Genomic DNA, 23,769 nt, shown 5'->3' on the forward strand with positions numbered 1-23,769 from the left:
GCCGGATCCGCTCCTCACCCCGCGCTGAACCGGAGCCGGCGGGAGATCTCTCCGGCGCAGGCCAGGAGGGTTTCTCTGACCCGGGGGAAGGCCTCTTCGGTGAGGCGGTAGCCGGGGCCGGCGGCGCTCAGCGCCGCCACCACCTCGCCGGTGTGGTCGCGGATCGGCGCGGCGACCGCGTGCAATCCGACCTCGTACTCCTCCTGCGCGTAGCTATACCCCTGCCGGCGTACGGCGCGTAGCTCCCGGCGCAGGGCCGCGCGGGTGGTGATGGTGTGCGTCGTGAACCGCTCCAGCCGGTGGGGGAGTACGGCCGCCAGTTCGTCGGCGGCGAGGTGGGCGAGCAGGATCTTGCCGCTGGACGTGGCGTGTGGGGCGGTCCGCTGGCCGACCCAGTTGCGGGTGGCCACCGCGGAGGAGCCCTCCGCCTGGCAGACGTTGATCGTCATGCCCTCGCGGAGGATGGCGACGTTGCAGGTCTCGTCCAGCTCGGCGGCCAGGCCCTCGCAGAACGGCTGGGCCACCGTGCTGACGTCCAGGGTGGCCGCGGTGGCGGCGGCCAGCCGCAGGCACCCCGGGCCGAGCCGATACCCACCGCTCCCGCGAGGCGGGGCCACCAGGTCGTGCCCGACGAGCACGCTCACCAGCCGCGACACCGTCGATCGGTGTACGCCGAGCTCCCGCGCCAGCGCGCCCAGCGACGCCTGCTCGTCGCGGGCCAGGATCTCCAGGACGCCGAGCGCCCGGTCGACCGAGCGGACGGGGCCCACGGTGGTCGCGGTCGCGTCCTCGCTCATGCCACCACCCTAGGCCGGGTCGGCGGTCGGGCGTTGGCAGCTGTTGCGCTCTACGCACGGGATTGCGCCTGACGCGGTGCGGTGCTGCACTGGAGGAAGTCAGCGAATCAGGTGCCCCCAGCGTGGCGAAGCCCCGTCCAACGCGTTGGTCCAGGAGGCGCAGGCACGCTCGCACCAGGGAAACCGGGAGGCCGAGATGGCCGTCGATCGCACCAACCCCGACCCGCGAGTCCTGCTCTACCCGCGGATCCGCAAGTCGCCGTTCTTCCACGCATCGAGGCGGCACGGCGTGGCTCAGTACAGCGTCTACAACCACACCTACCACCCACGCCACTACGGCGATCCGATCGCGGAGTACTGGGCGCTGCTCACCGGCGTCACGCTGTGGGACGTCGGCGTCGAGCGTCAGGTGGAGATCACCGGGCCGGACGCCTTCGACTTCACCAACCTGCTGGTGACCCGTGACCTCACCAGGTGCGAGGTCGGCCAGTGCAAGTACGTCTTCCTCACCGACGAGGCCGGTGGCATCCTCAACGACCCGGTGCTGCTGCGGCTGGCGGACGATCACTTCTGGCTCTCCCTCGCGGACAGCGACATCCTGCTGTGGGCCCGCGGGGTGGCGTACGGGCTCGGCTACGACGTCGAGATCCGGGAGGCGGACGTCGGACCGGTGCAGGTGCAGGGGCCGCACTCGGCCGCCGTGATGCGTGAACTGTTCGGCCCGAGCGTCCTCGACATCGGCTACTACCGCCTGGGTGAGTACGACCTGGACGGCATGCCGGTGGTGGTCTCCCGCACCGGGTACACCGGGGAGGTCGGCTTCGAGGTCTACGTGCGCGAAGCCAGCCGCCACGGGGTCGCGGTGTGGGACCGCATCTGGGAGGCCGGGCGGCCCTTCGGCCTCCAGGTGATCGGCCCCTGCCACATCCGCCGGATCGAGGCCGGCATCCTGGCGCACGGCTGCGACATCACCTACGACACCAACCCGTTCGAGGTCGGGATGGGCTACGACTGGATGGTCAGCCTCGAGCAGGAGGCCGACTTCATCGGCAGGTCCGCGCTCACCAGGATCAAGGCCGAAGGGGTACGCCGCCGCCTGGCCGGCGTGGAGATCGCCGGCGAGCGGCTGGGCACCTTCAACGACGGGTCGATGATCGAGGCGTTCCCGGTGCATCACCGCGGTGGTGTGGTCGGCGAGGTCACCTCGGCGTGCTGGTCGCCGCGGCTGGAGCGGAACATCGGCTACGCCATGCTCCCGGTCGAGCTCGGCGAGCTGGGCACCGAGGTCGTGGTCGAGACACCGTCCGGCCGGGTCGGCGCGGTCGTCGTACCCAAGCCGTTCGTCGACCCGACCAAGGAGCTGCCCAAGCAGGTGCTGCTCCCCGACGCCCGCTCGGCGGAGGCCGCCTCCGATGCGATCCCGCAGTCGACCCTCTGACGCCGCCGCACGGCAGCAGTTGCGCGAGTGGCTCGCCCGACCGCGCTACGAGGTGCTGCCCGTCGCCGGGGTGGTCGAGGAGATCGCGGCCGAGGTGAGGGCCCCGGCCACGATCACCGTCACGGTGACCGCCGCCCGCGGACTCGGAGCGACCCTCGCCTGCGCCGAGCAGGTGACCGCGCTCGGGCATCGGGCGATCCCGCACCTTGCGGCCCGGCACCTCCACGACGAGGTCGAGGTCGCGGAGGTGGCCGACCGGCTCGTCGGCAGCGGGATCGAGGAGGTCTTCGTGGTCGGTGGAGACCTGGCCCGCCCGGCAGGGGAGTACGCCGGCGCCGCGGACCTGCTCGAGGTCCTGACCCGGGTCGCCCCCCGGCTGCGCGTCGGCGTCGCCGGCTACCCCGAGTCCCATCCCCGGATCCCGGACGAGGCGACCGCCCAGGCGTTGTGGGACAAGCGCCGACGGGCCTCCTACGTCGTCACCCAGCTCTGCTTCGACCCGGCGGCGGTGACGGATTGGGCCGCCCGGGTCCGTCGCCGCGGGATCGACCTGCCGGTGCTGGTGGGCGTGCCGGGAGCGGTCTCGACCGGACGCCTGTTGCGGGTCGGGCTGCGGATCGGCGTCGGGACCTCGCTGCGCTTCCTGGAGGATCACTCCGGCCTGCTGCGCCTGGCCAAGCCGGGCGCCTACGATCCCGAGGGGCTGCTGGCCGCGCTCGCCGGGTCGGCCGCCGCGGCCGATCCGGTCGAGCGGGTGGCCGGCGTACACCTCTACACGTTCAACGCCGTCGCGGACACCGAGCGATGGCGGCGGGACCTGCTCGACCGGCTGGAGGAGGCGGCATGACCGCGCTCTCCGACCCGCGCGGGGCCGCTGCGGGCAACCTGGAACTGGCGGCCGCTGCGACCCTGAAGCCGATCGAGGACGTCGCGGGCGCGATGGGGCTGGGGCCGCACCTGATCGAGCACTACGGCCGCGGCGTCGCGAAGATCGACCTGGCCGCGATCGACGAGCTGGCCGACCGGCCGCGCGCGAAGTACGTACTGGTCACCGCGGTCACCCCGACGCCGTTCGGAGAGGGCAAGACCACCACCACGGTCGGGCTCGGCCAGGGGCTCAACCGGCTCGGGCACCGGGCCACGATCTCGGTCCGCCAGCCGTCGATGGGGCCCGCCCTCGGGATCAAGGGCGGCGGCGCCGGCGGTGGGCAGAGCCAGGTCGTACCGATGGAACGGATGAACCTGCACCTCACCGGCGACCTGCATGCCGTGGGCGCCGCGCACAACCAGCTCGCCGCGATGGTCGACAACCACCTCCACCGGGGCAGCCCGTCGGGGCTCGACCCGGCCGAGGTCGGCTGGCGGCGGGTCCTCGACGTCAACGACCGCGCTCTGCGCCACATCGTCACGGGGCTCGGGGCGCGCACCGACGGACCCCTGCGGGAGACCGGGTTCGACATCACTGCCGCCTCCGAGGTGATGGCCACCCTCGCTCTGACCACCTCGCTGCGGGACCTGCGCGCCCGGCTGGGCCGGATCGTGGTCGGCTACACCGGCGACGGAGAACCGGTCACGGCCGAGGCCCTGCACGCGGCGGGAGCGATGACCGTGCTGCTGCGCGAGGCGCTGAAGCCGAACCTGCTCCAGACCATGGAGAACACCCCCGCCCTGGTGCACTGCGGCCCGTTCGGCAACATCGCCACCGGTAACTCCTCGGTCGTGGCGGACCTGATCGGGATCCGCAGCGGCGACTACCTGGTCACCGAGGCCGGCTTCGCCGCCGACATGGGTGCCGAACGGTTCTTCAATCTCAAGTGCCGTGCGTCCGGCCTGGTGCCCGACGCCGCGGTGGTCGTCGCGACGGTGCGCGCACTCAAGGCGCACTCCGGCCGACACCGGCTGGTCGCCGGGCGTCCGCTCCCGCCCGAGCTGCTCGAGGAGTGCCCGGACGACGTCCATGCCGGCGCGGTCAACCTGCACGCCCAGCTCGCCGTCCTCAGGCGGCACGGAGTGACCCCGGTGGTGGCGATCAACGCCTTCCCCGCCGACCACCCCAGCGAACTCGCTGCCGTGCGTGAGATCGCCGAGGCGGCCGGCGTACGCTCCGCCGTCTCGACGCACTTCGTCCACGGCGGCGCCGGGGCCCTCGAACTCGCCGAGGCGGTCGCCGAGGCGGCCGCGGAATCCAGCGAGTTCACCTTCCTGTACCCGTCGGGGGCGACCCTGCGGGACAAGATCGCGGCCATCGCCACCGAGGTGTACGGCGCCGACGGTGTCGACTACGCCCCGGCCGCCGCACGCGCCCTCGAATCCCACCAGGTCCACGGATACGGCGACCTCGGCGTCTGCGTCGCCAAGACCCACCTGTCCGTCTCGGCGGACCCCGCCCGGAAGGGCGCGCCGACCGGCTGGCGCCTCCCGGTGCGCGAGGTCCGCCTCGCCGCCGGGGCGGGCTTCGTCTACCCCATCTGCGGCGACATCACCACCATGCCCGGCCTCGGCTCCACCCCCGCCGCCGAGGCCATCGACATCGACGACCACGGTCGCACCATCGGCCTCTTCTGACCCCTCGACGTGCCCCCCCCGGACGGTTGAATCGGTCCTCCCGGACGGTTCAGTGGGTCCTCCCGGATCGTTGAGTGGGTCCTCCCGGACGGTTGAGTGGGTCCTCCCGGATGGTTGAGTCGGGCCTCCCGGACCGCTTGGCTGGCCGCGCCCGGTGGGCCCGGCCGGGAAGCCACAACTCGAGGGTCCACGAGGCTCAACTCGACGGTCCGCGAGGCACGACTCGACGGTCCGCGAGGCACGACTCGACGGTCCACGAGGCCCAACTCGACGGTCCACGAGGCCCAACTCGACGGTCCACGAGGCCCAACTCGACGGTCGTGGGAGGGGAGCTGACGGGCGGGGTGAAGGATGGGGCCGGACGCCGCGGGTGATGGGACGCGCGGTGCCGACGAGCGCCGAGGAGAGACTGGATGAGGCACTTCGACCTGATCGTGGTCGGTACGGGATCGGGCAATTCGATCCTCGACGAGCGGTTCCGCGATCAGCGGGTGGCGCTGGTGGAGCACGGCACCTTCGGCGGCACCTGTCTCAACGTCGGCTGCATCCCGACCAAGATGCTCGTCCACACCGCCGATCTCGCCGCCACGCCGGGCCGGGCCGGCCGGTTCGGGGTGGACGAGACGCTGGACGGCGTCCGCTGGCCGGCGATCCGGGACCGGATCTTCGCCGACCGGATCGACCCCATCGCGCGGAGTGGCCGGGAGTACCGGCTCACCCACCCGGACAACGACGAGGTGACCGTCTACCTGGGGACCGCGGCCTTCACCGGGCACAAGGAGCTGACCGTCACCCTCAACGACGGTTCGGGCACGGAGACGATCACCGCCGAGCAGATCGTGCTCGCGGCGGGCGGGCGACCGGTGGTCCCGGACATCGAGGGGCTGGCGGGGGCGGACTTCCACACCAGCGACTCGGTCATGCGGCTCGCGGAGCTGCCGGAGCGGATGATCATCCTGGGCAGCGGGTTCGTGGCCGCGGAGTTCGCCCACGTGTTCAGCGCGCTCGGCGTCCGGGTCACCATGGTCGCGCGCTCGGGCGGCGTACTGCGCCACGAGGACGAGGACATCTCGGCGCGATTCACCCAGTTGGCGGCGCAGCGCTGGGAGGTGCGGCTGCACACCCAGGCGCTCCGGGTCGAGCAGAGCGGGGGCCTCACCCGCCTGGACGTGGTGGGGCCGGACGGCGCGGAGACCATCGAGGGCGAGGTGCTGTTGGTGGCGACCGGTCGCCGGCCGAACACCGACCGGTTGAACGTCGCAGCCACCGACCTGGCGGTCACCGCCGACGGCCATCTGGTGGTCGACGAGCACCAACGCACCACCGTTCCCGGGATCTGGGCGCTCGGCGACATCAGTTCACCGTGGGCGCTCAAGCACGTCGCCAACCACGAGCAGCGCGTGGTCCAGCACAACCTGCTACATCCCACCGACCTCGTGGCCAGCGACCACCGGTTCGTGCCGCACGCGGTCTTCAGCTCCCCGCAGATCGCGGCGGTGGGGCTCACCGAGGCGCAGGCGATCGATCAGGGGCTCGACGTCACCGTCGCCCTCCAGCAGTACGCCGACATCGCCTACGGCTGGGCGATGGAGGAGGAGACCGGCTTCGCCAAGTTGATCGCCGACCGCGGCACCGGCCGGCTGGTGGGGGCGCACATCATCGGACCGCAGGCCCCGACCCTGATCCAGCCGCTCATCCAGGCGATGAGCTTCGACATGGACGTGCGCACCCTGGCCCGCGGTCAGTACTGGATCCACCCGTCGATGCCCGAACTCGTCGAGAACGCGCTGCTCAAGCTCGAGTTGTGAGTCCCATCGCGGCCCATGGACCGCGCTGGGACGAGCCACCCATCTTGGGGGTGGTCGTGCGCTCCCGCGCGGCGTAGTTTCGAAGATTGAAGCCTTCGGGACGGATCACGCGACCGGTGTCGCGCCGGACGCGGCACCAGCGAAGGGGCGACCATGACCGCAACCGCCTACATCGTCTGGTTCATCGCCACGGCCATCATGCTGGTCGCGCTGCTGAGCATCGGAATGGCGGGTTCCTCCGGCGTGCTGAGCCGGGCCGCGCGAGAAGAGCGCAAGCAGGCCCGTCAGATCCGCCGTCGCTCCCGGCCGCTCTCCTCCGGCCGGCGGCACGGGCACGTGCTGACCTGGCACGGGTCGCACTGACCCATCTCGACGGGCACCGCGCCCAGCACCGGCCGAACACCGGCCGAACACCGGCCGAACACCGGGCTGACGCTCGTCGGCTCGGCGGGCCCCGGGCACGTCGACGTCGCCCGCCGGTCCGGCCGGGCTTCGGTCGCATGGGCATTGCCGGATCACCTGAACCGCGGCTACGTTACCGACCGAACGGTCAGGAAAGGTTGGGTGTGGCATGCGGGACCTCAGTCCGCGCGAGGGCGAGCTCGATCCGATCGAGACGGCGTCGCTCGACGAGCTCAGAGCGCTACAGACCGAGCGGCTGCGCTGGAGCGTCCGACACGCCTACGAGCACGTCCCGCACTACCGCCGGTCCTTCGATGAGGCCGGGGTGCATCCGGACGACATCGCCGACCTCGCCGACCTGGCCACCCTGCCGTTCACCACCAAGGCCGACCTGCGCGAGCACTACCCCTTCGGGATGTTCGCGGTGCCGCGCGAGCAGGTCGCCCGCATCCACGCCTCCTCCGGTACGACGGGCCGCCCGACCGTCGTCGGCTACACCCGCGAGGACCTCGACGTGTGGGCCACCGTGATGGCCCGCAGCATCCGGGCCTCCGGGGGCAGGACCGGCGACCTCCTGCACAACGCCTACGGCTACGGCCTGTTCACCGGCGGACTCGGGGCGCATGCAGGGGCGGAGAAGCTGGGGTGCACCGTCGTCCCCGTCTCCGGTGGGATGACCGAGCGCCAGGTCCAGCTCATCCGCGACTTCGAGCCCGACCTGATCATGGTGACGCCGTCGTACATGCTCGCCATCGTCGAGGAGATGGAGCGGCAGGGGATCGACCCGAGGGGCACCTCGCTCAAGGTCGGGATCTTCGGTGCCGAGCCCTGGACCAACGACATGCGCCGCGAGATGGAGGAGCGGCTGGACATGCACGCCGTGGACATCTACGGGCTCTCGGAGGTGATGGGGCCGGGGGTGGCCAACGAGTGCGTGGAGACCAAGGACGGCCTGCACGTGTGGGAGGACCACTTCTATCCGGAGGTGATCGACCCCGTGACCGGAGAGGTCCTTCCGGACGGCGAGGAGGGGGAGCTGGTCTTCACCTCGCTGACCAAGCAGGCGATGCCGGTCATCCGCTACCGCACGCGTGACCTCACCAGGCTGATGCCGGGCACGGCGCGCACGATGCGTCGGATGGAGAAGATCACCGGGCGCACCGACGACATGATCATCCTGCGCGGGGTCAACCTGTTCCCCACCCAGATCGAGGAGCTCATCCTCGGCCTGCCGGTCCTCTCGCCGCACTTCCAGTGCGTGCTCGAGCGCCCGGCGACCCTCGACACTCTCCGCATCACCGTCGAGCGGCGCGACCAGGTGCCGGGGGAGGACGCCGAGGAGGCCGGCGCACGCCTGCGTCGGCTGATCAAGGACCGCATCGGGGTCAGCGTCCAGGTCGACGTCCTCGCCCCCGCCTCGATCGAGCGATCGGTGGGCAAGATGCGGCGTATCGTCGACCTGCGACCGAAGCGGTGAGACGCGGATGCCCGAGGGGGAGCCGATGAACCAGGTGGGGACGGACCAGGCGGGGCCGGTGCTCCTCGAGCGCCGCGGAGCGGTGGCCGAGGTGACGCTGAACCGGCCCGATCAGCACAACGCGCTCGACGTCGCGCTCAAGGAGCGATTGGTCGACGTCCTCGCCGACCTCGCCGACGATGTCTCGGTGCGGGCGGTGGTGCTCACCGGAGCGGGGCGCTCCTTCTGCGTCGGTCAGGATCTGGGCGAACACGCCCACCTGCTCCACTCCGATCCTGCCACCGCCTTCGGCACGGTCGGGGCGCACTACTCGCCGATCGTCTCCGCGCTGGCCACCATGCCCAAACCGGTGATCGCCGCGGTCAACGGCACCTGCGTCGGCGCCGGTCTCGGCTTCGCGCTCGCGTGTGACCTGCGGGTCTTCGCCGAGGGCGGCAAGCTCGGTACGGCGTTCAGCGGGATCGGCCTCACCGCCGACTCCGGGCTCTCCGCGACCCTGGTCCAGGCGGTCGGGCGGGCGCGCGCCGCCGAACTCCTGCTGCTCGGGCCGATGTTCTCCACCGAGGACGCCGTCGCCTGGGGGGTCGCCGGTCGGATCGTGTCGCCCGACGAGGTCCTCGGCACCGCCCGCGAGCTCGCCGACCGCCTCGCCGCCGGCCCGACCCTGGCCTACGCCGAGAGCAAGGCCCTGCTCGCCGAGGCGGCCGCCGGTGCCGACCTGGAGAGCGTGCTGGCCGCCGAGGGCGCCGCTCAGGCCCGACTCGGCCTCACCGCCGACCACCAGGGCGCCGTCCGGTCGTTCCTGGCCAAGGAGAGGCCCAGCTTCACCGGCGAATGAGGGGCGTGCTCACCGCCCCGCCGGGTCGGTCACGGCACCGCCTCCGACACGGAGGGATCCCCGGACGACCCGCGTCGTGCGCGCGCCAGACGCCGTTCGAGCTGGACGTCCCCCCACTTGATCAGGGCGATGCCGATGACGATGACCGCCCCGCCGACCAGCTGGATGCGGGTGGGCAGCTCGGCCAGGATGATCCAGGCGGCGATCGCCGAGAACGGCACCTCCAGCAGGTTGATGAAGGAGCCGATGGTCGCGCCGATGTAGCGGAGGCCGATGATGCCGCAGACATAGGCCCCGACGGTGAAGGCGACCACCAGGATCAGCGGCACCAGCCAGGACACCTGGAGGCCGGCGAAGGCGACGTCGTCGCGCACGAACCTGCCGGGCATCAGGCCGGTCAGGTTCACCACCGCGATGGCGAGCGTGCCCACGCACATCCCCAGGCCCGTGAACGCCACCGGTGGTAGGTCGATGCTCTCCTTCGCCGACACCAGGAAGTAGCTGGCCAGGCACACGGCCGCCGCCAACGCCGCCAGGACGCCGACCAGGTCCAGCGTCGAGCCGCGGAAGTCGAGGACGAGCATCAGCCCGATCATCGAGACCGCCACCCCCAGGAACGTGGTGGTCGAGGGTCGCAGCCGGCTGCGCGCCCAGAGCCAGAACACGATCAGCAGTGGCGCGGTCATCTCCAGCAGCAGCGCGACCGCCACGGTCAGGTGCTCCACCGCGATGAAGTAGAAGCCCTGGACGCCGGCCATCGAGACCAGCCCGTAGGCGACCACCGTCCGCCAGTGCCGGGCGACCTCGGGCCACCGGCCGCGCAGCGCGATCAGGGTCGGGACCATGAGGGCCAGCGCCGACCCGGCGAGCCGGACCAGCACGACCGATCCCGGCGTCCAGCCGATCCCGTACATCGTCTTGGCCACCGGGCCGGACACGGCGAAGAAGAATGCCGAGACGACCATGAAGACGAAGCCGAGCACGGTACGACGCATGCCGGTCCCTCCCAGATCGATACCCAACGGGCGGCGGTTCGGTGGCCCAGTGTGACGACCCGACCGGTCGGACGCCAGTCGTGCTCGGGTGGCGACCAGGTGGACCGACCGACCCCGCTCGGCGAACCGCTCGAGCTCGGATCTTGCGCGCACCGGTGTGCTGAGGCACAGTGGTGACGTGATTCCTGACCGATCGGTCTGTAAATGCGTGGGATGTGGGGAGGGGCCATGACCAACTCACCCGAGATCGTCCTCGATGCGTCTCGGCTCGAGGACGAGTTCGAGCGGATCGTGGGCGGTCACGATCGCATCGAGCCGCGGGACTGGATGCCGGAGAAGTACCGGCAGACCCTGATCCGGCAGGTGGCCCAGCACGCCCACTCCGAGATCATCGGAATGCAGCCGGAGGGCAACTGGATCACCCGGGCCCCCAGCCTGCGACGCAAGGCGATCCTGCTCGCCAAGGTGCAGGACGAGGCCGGCCACGGGCTCTACCTCTACTCCGCCACCGAGACCCTCGGTGTCTCCCGGGCCGAGCTGACCGAGCGCCTCCTCGACGGGCGGCAGAAGTACTCCTCGATCTTCAACTACCCCACCCTCTCCTACGCCGACGTGGGCACCATCGGGTGGCTGGTCGACGGGGCGGCGATCTGCAACCAGGTGCCGCTGTGCCGGACGTCGTACGGCCCCTACGGGCGGGCGATGATCCGGATCTGCAAGGAGGAGTCGTTCCACCAGCGGCAGGGGTTCGAGCTGCTGATGACGATGATGCGGGGCACCGAGGAGCAGCGGGCGATGGTGCAGGAGTCGGTGGACCGGTTCTGGTGGCCGGCCCTGATGATGTTCGGCCCGCCCGACGCCGACTCACCCAACACCGCCCAGTCGATGGCCTGGGGGATCAAGCGCGACACCAACGACGACCTCCGGCAGAAGTTCGTGGACATGAGCGTGCCGCAGGCCGAGCGGCTCGGCGTCACCCTCCCCGACGACGGCCTGGTCTGGAGCGAGGAGCGCGGCCACTACGACTTCACCCAGCCCGACTGGGAGGAGTTCATGACCGTGGTCAAGGGCGGCGGACCCTGCAACACCCAGCGGATCGCACACCGCCGACGCGCGCACGACGACGGCGCCTGGGTGCGCGCGGCCGCCACCGCGTTCGCCGCCCGCGGATCGGTGCAGGAGGAGGAGCAGTGATGGGTACGCCGAGCGAGTGGCCTCTCTACGAGGTCTTCGTGCGGGGTAAGCGCGGACTCAACCATGTCCATGTGGGGTCGCTGCACGCGCCCGATGACGAGATGGCCCTCCGGCACGCCCGCGACGTCTACACCCGGCGCAACGAGGGGGTCTCGATCTGGGTCGTGCGCTCCTCGGCGATCGCCGCGTCCAGCCCCGACGAGAAGGATCCGCTGTTCGCGCCCGCCGGCGACAAGGTCTACCGGCACCCGACCTTCTACGACATCCCGGCCGACGTGCCGCACATGTAGCGGAGGACCGATGACGCACATCGCGGACAAGGATCTCGACCACGAGTCCGTCTACGACGGTCTGGCCGATCTGGAGGGTGACGCCTCGCAGTGGGCCTTCGGCACCTCCTTCGAGGATCCGCTGGCCGGCGTGGACACCACCATCCCCGAGGGGGTGGACCCGGCCGATCTGGCGGCGTACTGCCTGATGCTGGGGGACGACGCGCTGGTCTATTCGCACCGGCTCTCCGAGTGGTGCAGCAACGCCCCCGACCTGGAGGAGGACATCGCCCTGGCCAACATCGCCCTGGACCTCCTCGGCCAGGCGCGGCTGCTGCTCGCCCGGGCAGGGGCGGCCGACCCGAGGGTGGTGCCGGCGCTTCCCGAGGGGTCGCCGGTGCCGGCCGAGGACGCGCTGGCGTTCTTCCGCGACGACGGAGGGTTCGTCAACGTGCGTTTCGTGGAGCCCGACAACGGCGACTTCGCGGTCACGGTCGCCCGGTTGCTGGTCTTCGCGACCTGGCGGCTGGCTCTGCTCGAGCGGCTGGCCGGGAGTCGTGACCCGGTGCTGGCAGCGATCGCGGCGAAGGGGGCCACCGAGGTGACCTACCACCGTGCCTACGCCGGCCGCTGGTTCCTCACCCTGGCCCGCGGCACCGAGGAGTCCCGGCGCCGGCTCGAGACCGCGCTGCCGGTGGTGTGGCGCTACTACGCCGACCTGTTCGCCTCGCACGAGGTCGACCGCCGGCTGGACGAGCAGGGGGTCGGGGTCGATCCGGCGGGCGTGGCCGAGGAGGTGGGCGCGCTGCTCGACCGGGTGCTGGCGACCAGCGGCCTCGAGCGTCCCCCGGGCCCCTCCGCCGGCCCGGTGAGCGGCGGCACCGGTCGGGACGGGCGGCACACCGAGGCGCTGAGTCGGCTGCTCGCCGAGATGCAGTCGGTGGCCCGGGCGCACCCGCTGGGGCGGTGGTGAGCGTGTCCGCCGGCACCCTGGACCGCCAACAGCTCCGGCAGCAGGTCCGGGGGGTGGCCGCGGCAGTGGCCGACCCCGAGCTGCCGATGCTGACCCTGGCCGACCTGGGCGTGCTGCGCGACGTCGAGGTGGAGCCCCACGGGCAGGTGGTCGTGACCATCACGCCGACCTACTCCGGCTGCCCGGCGATGGCGACGATGCGCGACGACCTGGTGCACGCCCTGCACGATCACGGCGTCCGCGACGTCGAGGTGCGGGTGCGGCTGCACCCGGCCTGGAGCAGCGCCTGGATCAGCGACCGGGGCCGGCGGGCTCTCGCGGAGGCCGGTATCTCCCCGCCGGGTCCGGTACGCCGGGTGAGCGGGCCGATCGCGATCGACCTGTCGCCCACGCGCCGCGAGGTGCGCTGCCCGCGGTGCGGCTCCGGGCGTGCGGAGCTGACCAGCGAGTTCGGGGCGACCGCCTGCAAGGCGCTCTACCGCTGCCTGGAATGTCTGGAGCCCTTCGACCACGTGAAGGAGATCTGAGCGTCGATGACGACCACTGCACCCGCGCCCGCACCGGGGCGCACGGCGTTCCACCCGCTGACGGTGGCGGACGTGGAGCGGCTCACCGATGACGCGGTCGCGATCACCTTCGAGGTGCCCGAGGCGCTGCGTGCGACCTTCGACTTCGCGGCCGGCCAGTCCCTGACCGTGCGCCGTTTCGTCGACGGACGCGAGGAACGGCGCGACTACTCGGTGTGCGCTCCGGCCGGGGCCCGTCCGCGGATCGGCGTCCGTGAGCTGCCCGGCGGCGGCGTCTTCTCGACCTGGCTGACCCGCGAGGTGGGGGTTGGCGACGTGCTCGAGGTGCAGGCACCCCGTGGCCGGTTCCGGGCCGACCCGGCCGTCGGCGGTCGGCACGTGTGCATCGCCGCGGGCTCGGGCATCACGCCGATGCTCTCGGTGATCGGCACGGTCCTCACCCATCCGGCGGCGGAGGTCACGCTGCTCTACGGCAACCGGACGACGTCCTCGGTGATGTTCGCCGAGGAACTGGCCGACCTGAAGAACCGCTACGGTCCCCGGTTCAACCTGGTCCACGTCCTCTCCCGCGAACCCCGCGACGTCGAACTCTTCTCCGGGCGGCTGGACGCCGACCGGCTGCGCCGCCTGCTGCCGGTGCTGGTGCCGCAGCCGGACACCCTCGATCACGTGTGGCTGTGCGGCCCGTTCGGACTGATCGCCGACGCCCGCGAGGTGTGTGATGAGCTCGGCGTCCCTCGGGATCGCGTGCACTTCGAGCTCTTCTACGTCGACGAGCCGCCGCCGGAGGTGCGCCATGCCGATGCCGTCGTCGAGGGGGCGGTCAGCCAGGTCACGCTCACCCTGGACGGACGCTCCACCACCGCCGCGCTGCCGAAGGCACGTACCGTGCTGGACGGCGCCGCCGCCGTCCGCCACGATCTGCCCTACGCCTGCAAGGGCGGCGTCTGCGGCACCTGCCGGGCCAAGGTGACCTTCGGTTCGGTCCAGATGCGACGCAACTACGCCCTCGACGAGGACGAGGTGGCGGCCGGGTTCGTGCTGACCTGCCAGTCCTACCCGGTCGACGACCAGGTGGGGGTCGACTATGACGCCTGAACCCGATCCGCGGGCGGCTCTCTCCGCGGAGGAGACCGCCCGCCGCTGCACCGAGCAGATGTGGGGCGAGGACCTGGCGAGCAAGTCGCTCGGGATGGAGGTGCGGTCCTGCGGGCCGGGCACCGCGGTCGTGTCCATGACCGTGCGGCCCGACATGGTCAACGGCTGGGAGATCTGCCACGGCGGCCTGATCGCCACCCTGGCCGACAGCGCCTTCGCGGTCGCGTGCAACTCCCGCGGCACCGTCACCGTGGCCGCCGGCTTCGAGGTCACCTTCCTCAGGCCGGGCCGGCTCGGCGACGTCCTGGTGGCCACCGCCCGCGAGGTCGCGCTCAGCGGCCGCTCCGGCGTCTACGACGTCACCGTCGTGCGCGAGGCGGACGGCGAGAGCGTCGCGGTGTTCCGCGGCCGCTCCCGCTCGACCGGTCGCCCCAACCCCGGGCTCGGGTAGGGCGGGCGCGGTCGGGCAAACCGGGCGGGGCCGCCGGGGTGGTCCTCACCCGAGCACCGACGTCGTCCGGCGTACGACGCTCAGGCAGGCAGGGGAGCGCGAGCGGCTCCGGTGGCGAGGCCCTCGAAGGCCATCGTGGCCAGGTCGTCGGCCAGCGTGTCGCCGTCCACCGGCCCATCGGGTCGGTACCACTCCACCAGCGAGTTCACCAGGCCGAAGAGCAGGCGGCTGGCGAGGGCCGGCGGCAGATCGGCGCGCACCGTTCCCTCGGCCGCGGCCGCCGCGACCAGTGCGGCGAGTTGCTCGTCGAGCCGGCGCCGGCGTTCGAGGGCGGCGAGCTCGACCGCGCTGTTGCCCCGGACCCGAAGCAGCAGGGTGACGGCCGGCTGGTGCCGCACCAGGATCTCCACCGACCGGTGCACGGCCTGCCGCAGCCGGTCGTAGGCCGACCCCGGGCCGGCGAGGGCCTCGTCGATCGCCGCGGACAACCCGTCCAGCGCCTCGTCGAGCGCGGCCGCGAGCAGTTCCTCCTTGCTGGCGACGTGATGGTAGATCGCCGACTTGGTCAGGCCGAGGTCCTTGGCGAGGTCACCGACACTGGTGCGGTCGTACCCGCGCTCGTTGAACAGTTCGATCGCCCGGCGCAGCACGGTGCCCTGGTCATAGCCCGGCCGCCCCCGGCGTACTGGCCGCTCGCCCGCATCGGTCATGGGGGGATTGTGTCACCGGCGCCACTCGGGCCGGCGAGGGTCGTCCGGGACCGACGGGACCGACGGGACCGACCGGACCGACCGTGACGGCGGGGTCGGGAGGATGTGGGGTCGGGTGCGGTGGGCGTGCAGACTGGGGGCAGCAGATCGACACCGAGGAGCGCCATGGCCCACGAGCAGGTCCGGAGGCCGCGTCATCTGATGGACCCCGCCAACCCGGTCCGGCCGGTCAACGACGCCAGCCTGACCACGGTCCAGCGCTGGGTGATGTCGGTGCTCACCGTGTTCACCATCGCCCACCTCGCCGTCGGCCTGGTCGTGGCGGCGCTGGCGATGTCCTCGGAGTTCCGTGCCCAGCAGATCGGCCTGTGCGTGCTCGCCGGGCTCTTCGGCGCGTTCGGGGTGGCCGCGGGGCAGTTGATCCACCGACGCCGGCCGCTCAACCTGTGGCTGCTGCTCGGCTTCCTGCCCACCGTGATCGGGGTGTGGCTGGTCCTGCGGTGACCGGTCACGGTTCGCGCCGTACCCACCGGCGGAGTCCGGCCGTACCCTCGATGGCATGGGTCCCGACGACTCGTGGGAGTTCGCGGTGGCGCCCCCGCACACCGCGCCGGGGGCGACCTCGATGCTCGGCTACCGGACGCCCGCCCACGCCGGCACGCTGCACCGCGGCCTGCCGTCCTCCCGGCTGACCTTCATCCTCAGCCTCGACGAGGGCGTGGAGTCGGCGGACACCGAGGCCGGCCTCGCTGCCGCCCGCCCGGCACCGGTGGTGCTCGGTGGACTGCACCTGACCACGGCCTTCATCCGGCCCGCGCGGGGGCAGACGGGAGTGCAGCTCGCCGTGCACCCGCTCGCCAGCCGTGCCCTCTTCGGGCGGCCCAGCGCAGAGCTGAGCGTGCGCGACTTCGATGCCCTGGCCGAGCTCGGCGCCGACGCCCGTCGCCTGCACGAGCAGCTGGCCGAGGCCGACGGCTGGCCGCATGCCTTCCGTTTGGTCGTCGAGCATCTGGTCACCCGGATCGACGAGCGGCGGCAGGCGCGGTTGCGGCCCGAGGTGGCCCGGGCCTGGCATCTGCTCGAACGTAGGCACGGCCGGATCGCGGTCGGCGATCTAGCGGCCGAAGTCGCCCTGCGCAGGCGCCAGCTCGGTGAGCTGTTCACCCGCGAGGTGGGCCGCTCGCCGAAGGCCGTGGCAGGGCTGATGCGCTTCGAGCACGCCACCGACCTGCTGACCGCGGAGGTACGCCGCCGCGAGCGTCCCGCGCTGGGGCGGGTCGCCGCCCGGGCGGGATATGCCGACCAGGCCCACCTGACCCGCGACTTCACCGGGCGCACCGGCGTACCTCCGCGGCAGTGGATCGCCGAGGAGCGCCGGAATATTCAAGACGGCAGCCGTCCCGCAGCGGAAGGCTGAGCCCATGAGCACACCGACCGTCTACCTGACCCTGCAGGCGCACGACGCGCCCGCTCTCATCGACTGGTACGTCGACACCTTCGGCTTCGTGGTGGCCGCCCGCTACGAGGAGGACGGCGTCGTCCAGCACGCCCAATTGAACTGGCCCGAGGGGGCCGGCGCGATCATGCTCGGCAGTCACCGGCCCGGTAACCCGTGGAACCGTGAGCCGGGCACCGCGGGCGGCTACGTGGTCACCGGCGACCCCGACGCCCTCTACGCCCGAGTCACCGAGCGCGGCGCCGAGGTGATCCGGCCGCTGGCCGACACCGATTACGGCGCCCGCGAGTTCTCCGTGCGCGACCCCGAAGGCAACCTGTGGTCCTTCGGCGACTACGCGGGGGAGGAGGCGTAGTCGCCGGGGGCATCGGATCGGGCGGGCAGGTGGCGGATCCCGGCCCGATGCGCGAGGGTCGGGGAAGGAAGCCACGAGGAGGACTCATGCCGCAACTGCCCCGGATCGCCCTCACCGGTGCCACCGGAGGTCTGGGGGGCCGGGTCGCCCGCCGGCTGGCCGCCAGCGGTGTGCCCGCCCGGCTGCTCTCCCGGAGCCCCGAACGGTTGCCGGCCCTGCCAGGTGCCGTGGCCACCTCCCTCGGATCCGGGTACGCCGACGCCCCGGCCGTGCGCGCGGCGCTGTCCGGCGTGAGCACGCTGCTGCTGGTCTCGGCGGCGGAGTCCTCGGACCGGCTGGACCAGCACCGGGCGATCGTGGACGCGGCGGTGGCCGAGGGTGTCGGGCACGTCGTCTACACCTCGTTCTACGGCGCCTCGCCGGAGGCGACCTTCACCTTCGCCCGCACCCACGCCGCCACCGAGGAGTACCTCCGCGCCAGCGGGATGGCCGTCACCTTCCTGCGCGACAACTTCTACCTCGACATCCTGCCCGACCTCGTCGGCGGTGACGGTGCGATCCGGGGTCCGGCCGGCGAGGGACGCCTCGCCGCGGTCTCGCGCGACGACGTCGCGGCGGCGGCCGCCGCGGTCCTGGCCGACCCCGAGCCGCATCGCGGGGCGACCTACGACCTCACCGGCCCGGAGGCACTCACCTTCGCCGAGGTGGCCGAGATCCTCACCGAGTTCACCGGGCGGGTGGTCCGCTTCCACGACGAGACCGTCGAGGAGGCCTACGAGTCCCGTCGGCGGTGGGATGCGCCGCAGTGGCAGTACGACGCGTGGGTGACGACCTACACCGCGATCGCGGCCGGCGAGCTCGCCGGCGTCACCGACCATGTCGAGCGTCTCACCGGGCACCGGCCGATCGGCCTGCGCGGCTATCTCGCGACCCACTGAGGCGTGCCCGGGCCGAGCCCGCGCCGTGCTCGGGCCGTGCCCCGGGCCGTGCTCGGGCCGTGCCCGGGTCGTGCTTGAACGGCGTACCGGTCGCGCTTCGCCGCGCGGAGGAGCCGGGCGGCCGGCGTACCTGTGCTCAGGCGGACAGCAGCGCGGCCAGAGCGTCGGTGACCGCGGCCATGCCCCGCTCGTTGGGGTGGAAGGACCGCGGGGACTCCTCCAGGGTCGCCTGGTAGTCGAACACCCACGGGTCGACCGCGCCCAGGGCGTGCTCGGTGCTCAGCTCGGAGGCCCGCAGGAGGTCGGCGCCGGATCGTTGCGCGGCGATCTCGTACCCCCGCTGGAGGCCGGCCTGGATCTCGCGGAAGGTCTTCAGTTGCTCCTCGGTGAACATCGTCCCTGCGCCGGGTCCGGTGTCGTCGCCGACCAAGGTCAGGTAGTCGACCAGGATCACCCGCGCCCCGGGGGCGCGCCGACGGGTCTCGGCCACGATGCGGGTCAGCCCGTCGGCCACCGCCTGGACAGCTGATTCGGTCGGGATCGGGATGCCGTCCTGGAACGTGGCGGCCAGGAAGTCGACCATCGGGTTGCGCTCGCCCCTGTTCATCCAGGCCGAGAACAGCATCGACCCGATGAAGTGCAGGTCGTTGCCGCCTGCGGTCACGGTGACCGCGTCGGCGTTCTCCGGCACACCCTGGATCTGCGGCGGGAACTCGGCGCCGTGCATGGTCTGCTGCGGCTCGTCGAGGATCGTGGCCGTGGTCGCCCCCGAGACGGACAGGTCGACGAGGTCCGCGCCCAGCCGGTCGGCGAGCAGGTGCGCATAGTTGCGGCCCGACCGCATCGCGCCGAGGTCGGCGACGGGCTCAATCCCGGGCCCTGCGGCGAACGAGCTGCCGAGTGCGGCGAGCGTGCGGTGGCTGGTCACCCGGGGAAGCTATCAAGCCGGCCGAGGCGGTCGGATTCGGGGAATCGCTGAGCGACTTCGGCGAGGGCGGCGCGGCAGGCTGCGACGGCGGGGGTGTCGGTGATGGCGGTACGGGTGGCGGTGAAGACGGTACGGCGGGGTGTGCCGGGGAGGGCGAGCATGCGGACGTCGGGGCGGTGTCGCACGGTCATCAGGCCGGGCAGGACGGCGACGGCGTTGCCCTCCTCGATCAGGGCGACGTGGGCCTGGAGGTCGTCGGTCTCGTAGCGCACCTCGGGCTCGAAGCCCGCCTGCCGACAGACCTGTTCGGCCCAGTGGCGCGACTCCGCGCCGGGTGGCTCCATCACCCAGGGCACGCCCGCGGCGTCGGCGACCGAGGTGATGGAGTCCCAGGGTTCCCCCTCGGGCGGTACGGCCAGGGCCAGGGCGTCGGTGGTGAGGGGGATCCGGTCGAGGCCGTCGTACCAGGGGGCCGCGTGGCCGGGGTACTCCTCGGCGACCACCAGGTCGAACTCGCGCAGCGAGACGCCGTGCAGCGCCTGCTCGGGGGCGCGCTGGGTCATGGTGACGTGCAGGTTCGGGTGGTCGCGGGTCAGGGCGGCGAGGGTCTGCGGCATGAACGCGAGCGCGGCGGACTGGAAGACCGCCATCCGCACGGTGCCGGCGGTGGCGTCGCCGAGGGCCAGCACCTCCGATTCGGCCTGCTCCAGGCGCGCCAGGATCACCCCGGTGTGCTCGACCAGCACGTGGGCTGCGGCGGTGAGTTGGACCCGGCGGCCGACCTTCCGGAGCAGGGGGACACCGACCTCGCGTTCCAGCTGGGTGAGCTGCTGGGACACCGAGGACGGACTCTGATGGAGGGCCTCGGCCACCTCGGCCAGGGTGCCCCGGACGCTCAGTTCGCGCAGCAGCCGGAGGCGGCGGATGTCAAGCACGGCATTCCTTCAGGTTCGCTTACCGATAACGCACAGAAAAGATCGCTATACCTTATCTGTATCCGGGTTGATACTCGGATCAGCAGGGCGTTTCGTTGGTAACGACGCGCCCGCCTCCCGTCGTTCCGCACGCAGCACTCCTGCCCGTCCCTCGGAGGACTCAAATGTCCACTGTTCCGGATCAGCACCTCGTCCCCGAGGTCGACCGACTCGTCCGCGGCTGGCTGGACGTGGCCGCCACCAAACCGGTCGACCCGGCGGCCCAGCGCCTCGCCGGCGTTCTCAAGGACCCGGGCGGCCTGGAGTTCACGGTCGGTTTCGTCGACCGGGTGATCCGTCCCGAGGACGTCCACGTGGCCGCGCACGCACTGCAGGAGCTGGCGGGGCGGGCCCCGAAGTTCCTGCCGTGGCACCTGCGCGCCGGCCTGCGGCTGGGTGCCCTGCTGTCGATGGTCGCCCCCGGCTTCGTGATCCCCATCGTCCGGCGCGCCCTGCGCGAGATGGTGGGACACCTGCTGGTCGACGCCACCGACGCGAAGCTCGGCAAGGCGATCGACAAGATCCGCCGCGACGACGTACGCCTCAACATCAACCTCCTCGGCGAGGCCGTGCTCGGCGAGAAGGAGGCCGCCAAGCGGCTGGCCGGCACCCGCAAGCTGCTCTCCCGGCCCGACGTCGACTACGTGTCGATCAAGGTGTCCTCCACGGTGGCCCCGCACAACGCGTGGGCCTTCGACCAGGCGGTCGAGCACATCGAGGAGAGCCTGCTGCCGCTGTTCCGGCTGGCCGCCGAGTCCTGCGCGCAGGGACAGAAGAAGTTCATCAACCTCGACATGGAGGAGTACCGCGACCTGGACCTCACTGTCGCGGTCTTCACCCGTCTGCTCGACCGACCCGAACTCCTCGACCTCGAGGCCGGCATCGTGCTGCAGGCCTACCTTCCCGACGCCGTGGCCGCGATGGTCCGGCTTCAGGAGTGGTCCGCGGACCGGCGTGCCCGTGGCGGCGCCGCCGTCAAGGTGCGCGTCGTCAAGGGCGCCAACCTGCCGATGGAGCACGTCGAGGCCGACCTGCACGGCTGGCCGGTCGCGACCTGGGGCACCAAGCAGGACTCCGACACCAACTACAAGCGGGTCCTGCGCTACGCGCTGACCTCCGAGCGCGTGCGCAACGTCCGGATCGGCGTCGCCGGGCACAACCTGTTCGACATCGCCTACGCGTGGGCGCTCGCCGGTGAGCGCGACGTGCGGGACGGCATCGAGTTCGAGATGCTCCTCGGCATGGCCACCGGACAGGCCGAGGCCGTCCGCGAGACCGTCGGCGGGCTGCTGCTCTACACCCCGGTCGTCCACCCCGGAGAGTTCGACGTCGCGATCGCCTACCTGGTACGCCGGCTCGAGGAGGGCGCCAGCCAGGACAACTTCATGTCCGCCGTGTTCGACCTGCACGACGACAGCACCCTCTTCGAGCGTGAGCGCGAGCGTTTCCTCGCCTCGCTCGCCGCCGTCGACGAGACCGTGCCGGAGCCCAACCGCCGGCAGGACCGCCGCACCACCACCGGTGCGGACCTGCCCGCGCCCGAGGGGCAGTTCGCCAACGCCGCCGACACCGACCCGTCCCTTCCCGGCAACCGCGACTGGGGCCGCCGGATCACCGCTCGGGTCGCCGGATCGACCCTGGGCGAGGACCTGGTCGCGGCACACACGCTCACCGACGCCGACGTCCTCGAGCAGACCATCCAGGAGGCCGTGGCCGCCGGCAAGGAGTGGGGTGCCCGGTCCGGGGCCGAGCGTGCCGCGGTGCTGCGCCGGGCGGCCGGCGTACTGGAGAGCCGCCGCGCCGACCTGCTCGAGGTGATGGCCTCCGAGTGCGGCAAGACCCTCGACCAGAGCGACCCCGAGGTCTCCGAGGCGATCGACTTCGTCACCTTCTACGCCCACCTGGCCGAGGAACTCGACACCGTGGACGGTGCCGTGGCCGTCCCGGTCGGGCTCACCGTGGTCACCCCGCCGTGGAACTTCCCCGTCGCGATCCCCACCGGCTCCACCGTCTCCGCGCTGGCCGCCGGCTCCTCGGTGATCGTCAAGCCGGCCGTGCAGGCCAGCCGGTGCGGTTCGGTGATGGTGCAGGCACTGTGGGATGCCGGCGTACCTCGCGAGGTGCTGCGCCTGGTCCACGTCGACGAGGGCGACCTCGGCCGCCAGCTGGTGGCCCACCCGGCGGTGGACCGGCTCATCCTGACCGGCGCGTTCGACACCGCGGCTCTGTTCCGCTCCTTCCGCCCCGACCTGCAGCTGCTCGCCGAGACCAGCGGCAAGAACTCCATCATCGTCACCCCCGACGCCGACCTCGACCTCGCCGCGAAGGACCTCGCCGCCTCGGCCTTCGGGCACGCGGGCCAGAAGTGCTCGGCCGCCTCGCTCGGCATCCTGGTCGGCTCGGTCGCCACGTCCCGACGCTTCCGGGAGCAGTTGGTCGACGCGGTCACCTCGCTGAAGGTCGGCTACCCGAGCGACCCGACCACCCAGATGGGCCCGGTCATCGAGCCCGTGTCGGGCAAGCTGGAGCGGGTCCTGACCACGCTGGCCCCCGGTGAGAGCTGGCTGGTCGAGCCGAAGCCGCTCGACGACAGCGGCCGGCTCTGGTCGCCCGGTGTGAAGACCGGCGTCCAGCGCGGCTCGGAGTACCACCTCACCGAGTACTTCGGCCCCGTGCTCGGCCTGATCGAGACCGACTCGCTCGAGGAGGCGATCGAGATCCAGAACCAGGTCGACTACGGCCTCACCGCGGGCATCCACACCCTGGAACGGGCCGAGATCGCCACCTGGCTCGACCGGGTGCAGGCCGGCAACGCCTACGTCAACCGTGGGATCACCGGGGCCATCGTGCGTCGCCAGCCGTTCGGCGGCTGGAAGAAGTCCGCCGTCGGTGCCGGCACCAAGGCCGGCGGCCCGAACTACCTGGTCGGTCTGGTCGACTGGGAGCCCGCCGAGGCCTCGATCTCCGGCGGCGCCCTCTGCACGCCGGTACGCCGGCTGATCGACGCGGCCGCCCGGCTCGACGTACCCGCGGACGAACTGGCCATGCTGCGCCGCGCCTTCGCCACCGACCAGTCCGCCTGGGTCCGGGAGTTCGGCGCCGTCAGCGACGTCAGCGGCCTGGACGCCGAACGCAACGTGCTCCGCTACCTCCCCGTCCCAGTCTGGGTGCGCCACGAGGGCGGCCCGATCGGCGACCTGCTGCGGGTCGTCGGTGCCGGTCTGCGCGCCGGGGCGGCCGTGCGGGTCTCGCTCCACTCGACCATCGATCTGCGGCTGGTCGACCTGCTCCGTGAACTCGGCGTCGAGGTCGCCCAGGAGGACGCCGCGACTTGGCGGGCCGCCCTCGCCGACCTGCCTTCGGGCCGGGTCCGCCTCCTCGGCGGCGACCGGCAGGCCTTCGCCGAAGCCTCCGCCGGCCGCCCCGAGATCGCGCTGTACGCCCAGCCCGTGGTCGAGGCCGGCCGCGTCGAACTGCTCCCGTTCCTCCACGAGCAGGCCGTCAGCATGACCGCCCACCGGTTCGGCTCACCCACCAGCCTGGTCCGCGGCCTCCTGGACTGAGCTCCGGGCCGGC

The 23,769-nt window shown here is 72.1% G+C and carries 23 protein-coding genes; 18 read left to right on the forward strand and 5 right to left on the reverse strand.

Annotated features, from left to right (window positions below; all coding sequences use genetic code 11):
* Positions 1 to 14: 14 nt before the first annotated feature.
* On the reverse strand, positions 15 to 797 hold the full coding sequence (locus G515_RS0110595; RefSeq protein WP_028660115.1) for an IclR family transcriptional regulator: 783 nt from the start codon (positions 795 to 797) through the stop codon (positions 15 to 17).
* A 196-nt stretch (positions 798 to 993) separates the two neighbouring features.
* Here G515_RS0110595 and G515_RS0110600 point away from each other — a divergent pair, with 196 nt between their 5' ends.
* From G515_RS0110600 to G515_RS0110630, 7 genes are all read left to right on the forward strand, one after another.
* A complete protein-coding gene (locus G515_RS0110600) occupies positions 994 to 2,235 on the forward strand; it encodes a glycine cleavage T C-terminal barrel domain-containing protein (RefSeq protein WP_028660116.1) in 1,242 nt (413 codons plus the stop codon).
* Entirely contained in the window at positions 2,210 to 3,082 is an 873-nt protein-coding gene (locus G515_RS0110605) for a methylenetetrahydrofolate reductase (protein WP_084653446.1), read from the forward strand. Before G515_RS0110600 ends, G515_RS0110605 begins: the two co-directional genes overlap by 26 nt.
* Positions 3,079 to 4,800, forward strand: coding sequence for a formate--tetrahydrofolate ligase (locus G515_RS0110610; RefSeq protein ID WP_051218228.1), 1,722 nt, complete (start codon positions 3,079 to 3,081; stop codon positions 4,798 to 4,800). The genes G515_RS0110605 and G515_RS0110610 overlap by 4 nt, the downstream gene beginning before the upstream one ends.
* 413 nt (positions 4,801 to 5,213) lie before the next feature.
* Positions 5,214 to 6,608, forward strand: coding sequence for a mycothione reductase (locus G515_RS0110615; protein WP_028660119.1), 1,395 nt, complete (start codon positions 5,214 to 5,216; stop codon positions 6,606 to 6,608).
* Between the two features lie 153 nt (positions 6,609 to 6,761).
* Entirely contained in the window at positions 6,762 to 6,971 is a 210-nt protein-coding gene (locus tag G515_RS0110620) for a hypothetical protein (RefSeq protein WP_028660120.1), read from the forward strand.
* 208 nt (positions 6,972 to 7,179) lie between these two features.
* Positions 7,180 to 8,487 carry a phenylacetate--CoA ligase PaaK gene (gene paaK, locus G515_RS0110625; protein ID WP_028660121.1) on the forward strand — a complete coding sequence of 436 codons (1,308 nt, stop codon included), beginning with the start codon at positions 7,180 to 7,182 and terminating at the stop codon, positions 8,485 to 8,487.
* A gap of 25 nt (positions 8,488 to 8,512) precedes the next feature.
* Complete coding sequence (locus G515_RS0110630) at positions 8,513 to 9,325, forward strand: enoyl-CoA hydratase/isomerase family protein (protein WP_051218405.1); 813 nt, start codon at positions 8,513 to 8,515, stop codon at positions 9,323 to 9,325.
* Between the two features lie 29 nt (positions 9,326 to 9,354).
* On the opposite strand, the gene G515_RS20815 is transcribed toward G515_RS0110630, so the two are convergent.
* The gene (locus G515_RS20815; protein ID WP_051218230.1) at positions 9,355 to 10,320 is read right to left on the reverse strand and encodes an EamA family transporter; all 966 of its coding nucleotides are present in this window, start codon (positions 10,318 to 10,320) and stop codon (positions 9,355 to 9,357) included.
* Between the two features lie 228 nt (positions 10,321 to 10,548).
* On the opposite strand from G515_RS20815, the gene paaA reads away from it, so the two are divergent.
* From paaA to paaI, 6 genes are read left to right on the forward strand one after another with little or no spacing between them, the layout of a single operon-like run.
* Positions 10,549 to 11,514 carry a 1,2-phenylacetyl-CoA epoxidase subunit PaaA gene (gene paaA, locus G515_RS0110640; RefSeq protein ID WP_028660123.1) on the forward strand — a complete coding sequence of 322 codons (966 nt, stop codon included), beginning with the start codon at positions 10,549 to 10,551 and terminating at the stop codon, positions 11,512 to 11,514.
* Positions 11,514 to 11,804 carry a 1,2-phenylacetyl-CoA epoxidase subunit PaaB gene (gene paaB, locus G515_RS0110645; protein ID WP_028660124.1) on the forward strand — a complete coding sequence of 97 codons (291 nt, stop codon included), beginning with the start codon at positions 11,514 to 11,516 and terminating at the stop codon, positions 11,802 to 11,804. The genes paaA and paaB overlap by 1 nt, the downstream gene beginning before the upstream one ends.
* Positions 11,805 to 11,814: 10 nt before the next feature.
* Positions 11,815 to 12,756 carry a 1,2-phenylacetyl-CoA epoxidase subunit PaaC gene (paaC, locus tag G515_RS0110650; RefSeq protein WP_028660125.1) on the forward strand — a complete coding sequence of 314 codons (942 nt, stop codon included), beginning with the start codon at positions 11,815 to 11,817 and terminating at the stop codon, positions 12,754 to 12,756.
* Between the two features lie 2 nt (positions 12,757 to 12,758).
* Positions 12,759 to 13,283 carry a 1,2-phenylacetyl-CoA epoxidase subunit PaaD gene (gene paaD / locus G515_RS0110655; RefSeq protein ID WP_245565346.1) on the forward strand — a complete coding sequence of 175 codons (525 nt, stop codon included), beginning with the start codon at positions 12,759 to 12,761 and terminating at the stop codon, positions 13,281 to 13,283.
* 6 nt (positions 13,284 to 13,289) lie between these two features.
* Positions 13,290 to 14,381 (forward strand): 1,2-phenylacetyl-CoA epoxidase subunit PaaE, encoded by a 1,092-nt coding sequence (paaE, locus tag G515_RS0110660; protein WP_028660127.1) that lies wholly within the window; start codon positions 13,290 to 13,292, stop codon positions 14,379 to 14,381.
* A complete protein-coding gene (gene paaI / locus G515_RS0110665) occupies positions 14,371 to 14,832 on the forward strand; it encodes a hydroxyphenylacetyl-CoA thioesterase PaaI (RefSeq protein ID WP_028660128.1) in 462 nt (153 codons plus the stop codon). The genes paaE and paaI overlap by 11 nt, the downstream gene beginning before the upstream one ends.
* Before the next feature lie 80 nt (positions 14,833 to 14,912).
* Here the strand turns inward: paaI and G515_RS0110670 are convergent, their stop codons facing one another.
* Entirely contained in the window at positions 14,913 to 15,542 is a 630-nt protein-coding gene (locus G515_RS0110670; RefSeq protein WP_028660129.1) for a TetR/AcrR family transcriptional regulator, read from the reverse strand.
* 165 nt (positions 15,543 to 15,707) lie between these two features.
* Here G515_RS0110670 and G515_RS0110675 point away from each other — a divergent pair, with 165 nt between their 5' ends.
* The 4 genes from G515_RS0110675 to G515_RS0110690 all read left to right on the forward strand — a co-directional run bounded on the left by G515_RS0110675 (position 15,708) and on the right by G515_RS0110690 (position 18,291).
* Positions 15,708 to 16,046: a hypothetical protein gene (locus G515_RS0110675; protein ID WP_028660130.1), complete on the forward strand. Its 339-nt coding sequence runs from the start codon at positions 15,708 to 15,710 to the stop codon at positions 16,044 to 16,046.
* Positions 16,047 to 16,101: 55 nt separating this feature from the next.
* On the forward strand, positions 16,102 to 16,959 hold the full coding sequence (locus G515_RS20820; RefSeq protein WP_211221016.1) for a helix-turn-helix domain-containing protein: 858 nt from the start codon (positions 16,102 to 16,104) through the stop codon (positions 16,957 to 16,959).
* A 4-nt stretch (positions 16,960 to 16,963) separates the two neighbouring features.
* A complete protein-coding gene (locus G515_RS0110685) occupies positions 16,964 to 17,353 on the forward strand; it encodes a VOC family protein (RefSeq protein WP_036555382.1) in 390 nt (129 codons plus the stop codon).
* Between the two features lie 86 nt (positions 17,354 to 17,439).
* A complete protein-coding gene (locus G515_RS0110690; protein WP_028660132.1) occupies positions 17,440 to 18,291 on the forward strand; it encodes an NAD(P)H-binding protein in 852 nt (283 codons plus the stop codon).
* A gap of 136 nt (positions 18,292 to 18,427) precedes the next feature.
* Here the strand turns inward: G515_RS0110690 and G515_RS0110695 are convergent, their stop codons facing one another.
* Positions 18,428 to 19,219: an SGNH/GDSL hydrolase family protein gene (locus tag G515_RS0110695; RefSeq protein WP_028660133.1), complete on the reverse strand. Its 792-nt coding sequence runs from the start codon at positions 19,217 to 19,219 to the stop codon at positions 18,428 to 18,430.
* The gene (locus G515_RS0110700) at positions 19,216 to 20,154 is read right to left on the reverse strand and encodes a LysR family transcriptional regulator (RefSeq protein WP_028660134.1); all 939 of its coding nucleotides are present in this window, start codon (positions 20,152 to 20,154) and stop codon (positions 19,216 to 19,218) included. Before G515_RS0110700 ends, G515_RS0110695 begins: the two co-directional genes overlap by 4 nt.
* 164 nt (positions 20,155 to 20,318) lie before the next feature.
* Here G515_RS0110700 and G515_RS0110705 point away from each other — a divergent pair, with 164 nt between their 5' ends.
* The gene (locus G515_RS0110705) at positions 20,319 to 23,756 is read left to right on the forward strand and encodes a bifunctional proline dehydrogenase/L-glutamate gamma-semialdehyde dehydrogenase (RefSeq protein WP_028660135.1); all 3,438 of its coding nucleotides are present in this window, start codon (positions 20,319 to 20,321) and stop codon (positions 23,754 to 23,756) included.
* The last annotated feature ends 13 nt before the right edge of the window (positions 23,757 to 23,769 follow it).

Source organism: Nocardioides insulae DSM 17944, assembly GCF_000422825.1.
GTDB classification, from domain to species: domain Bacteria; phylum Actinomycetota; class Actinomycetes; order Propionibacteriales; family Nocardioidaceae; genus Nocardioides; species Nocardioides insulae.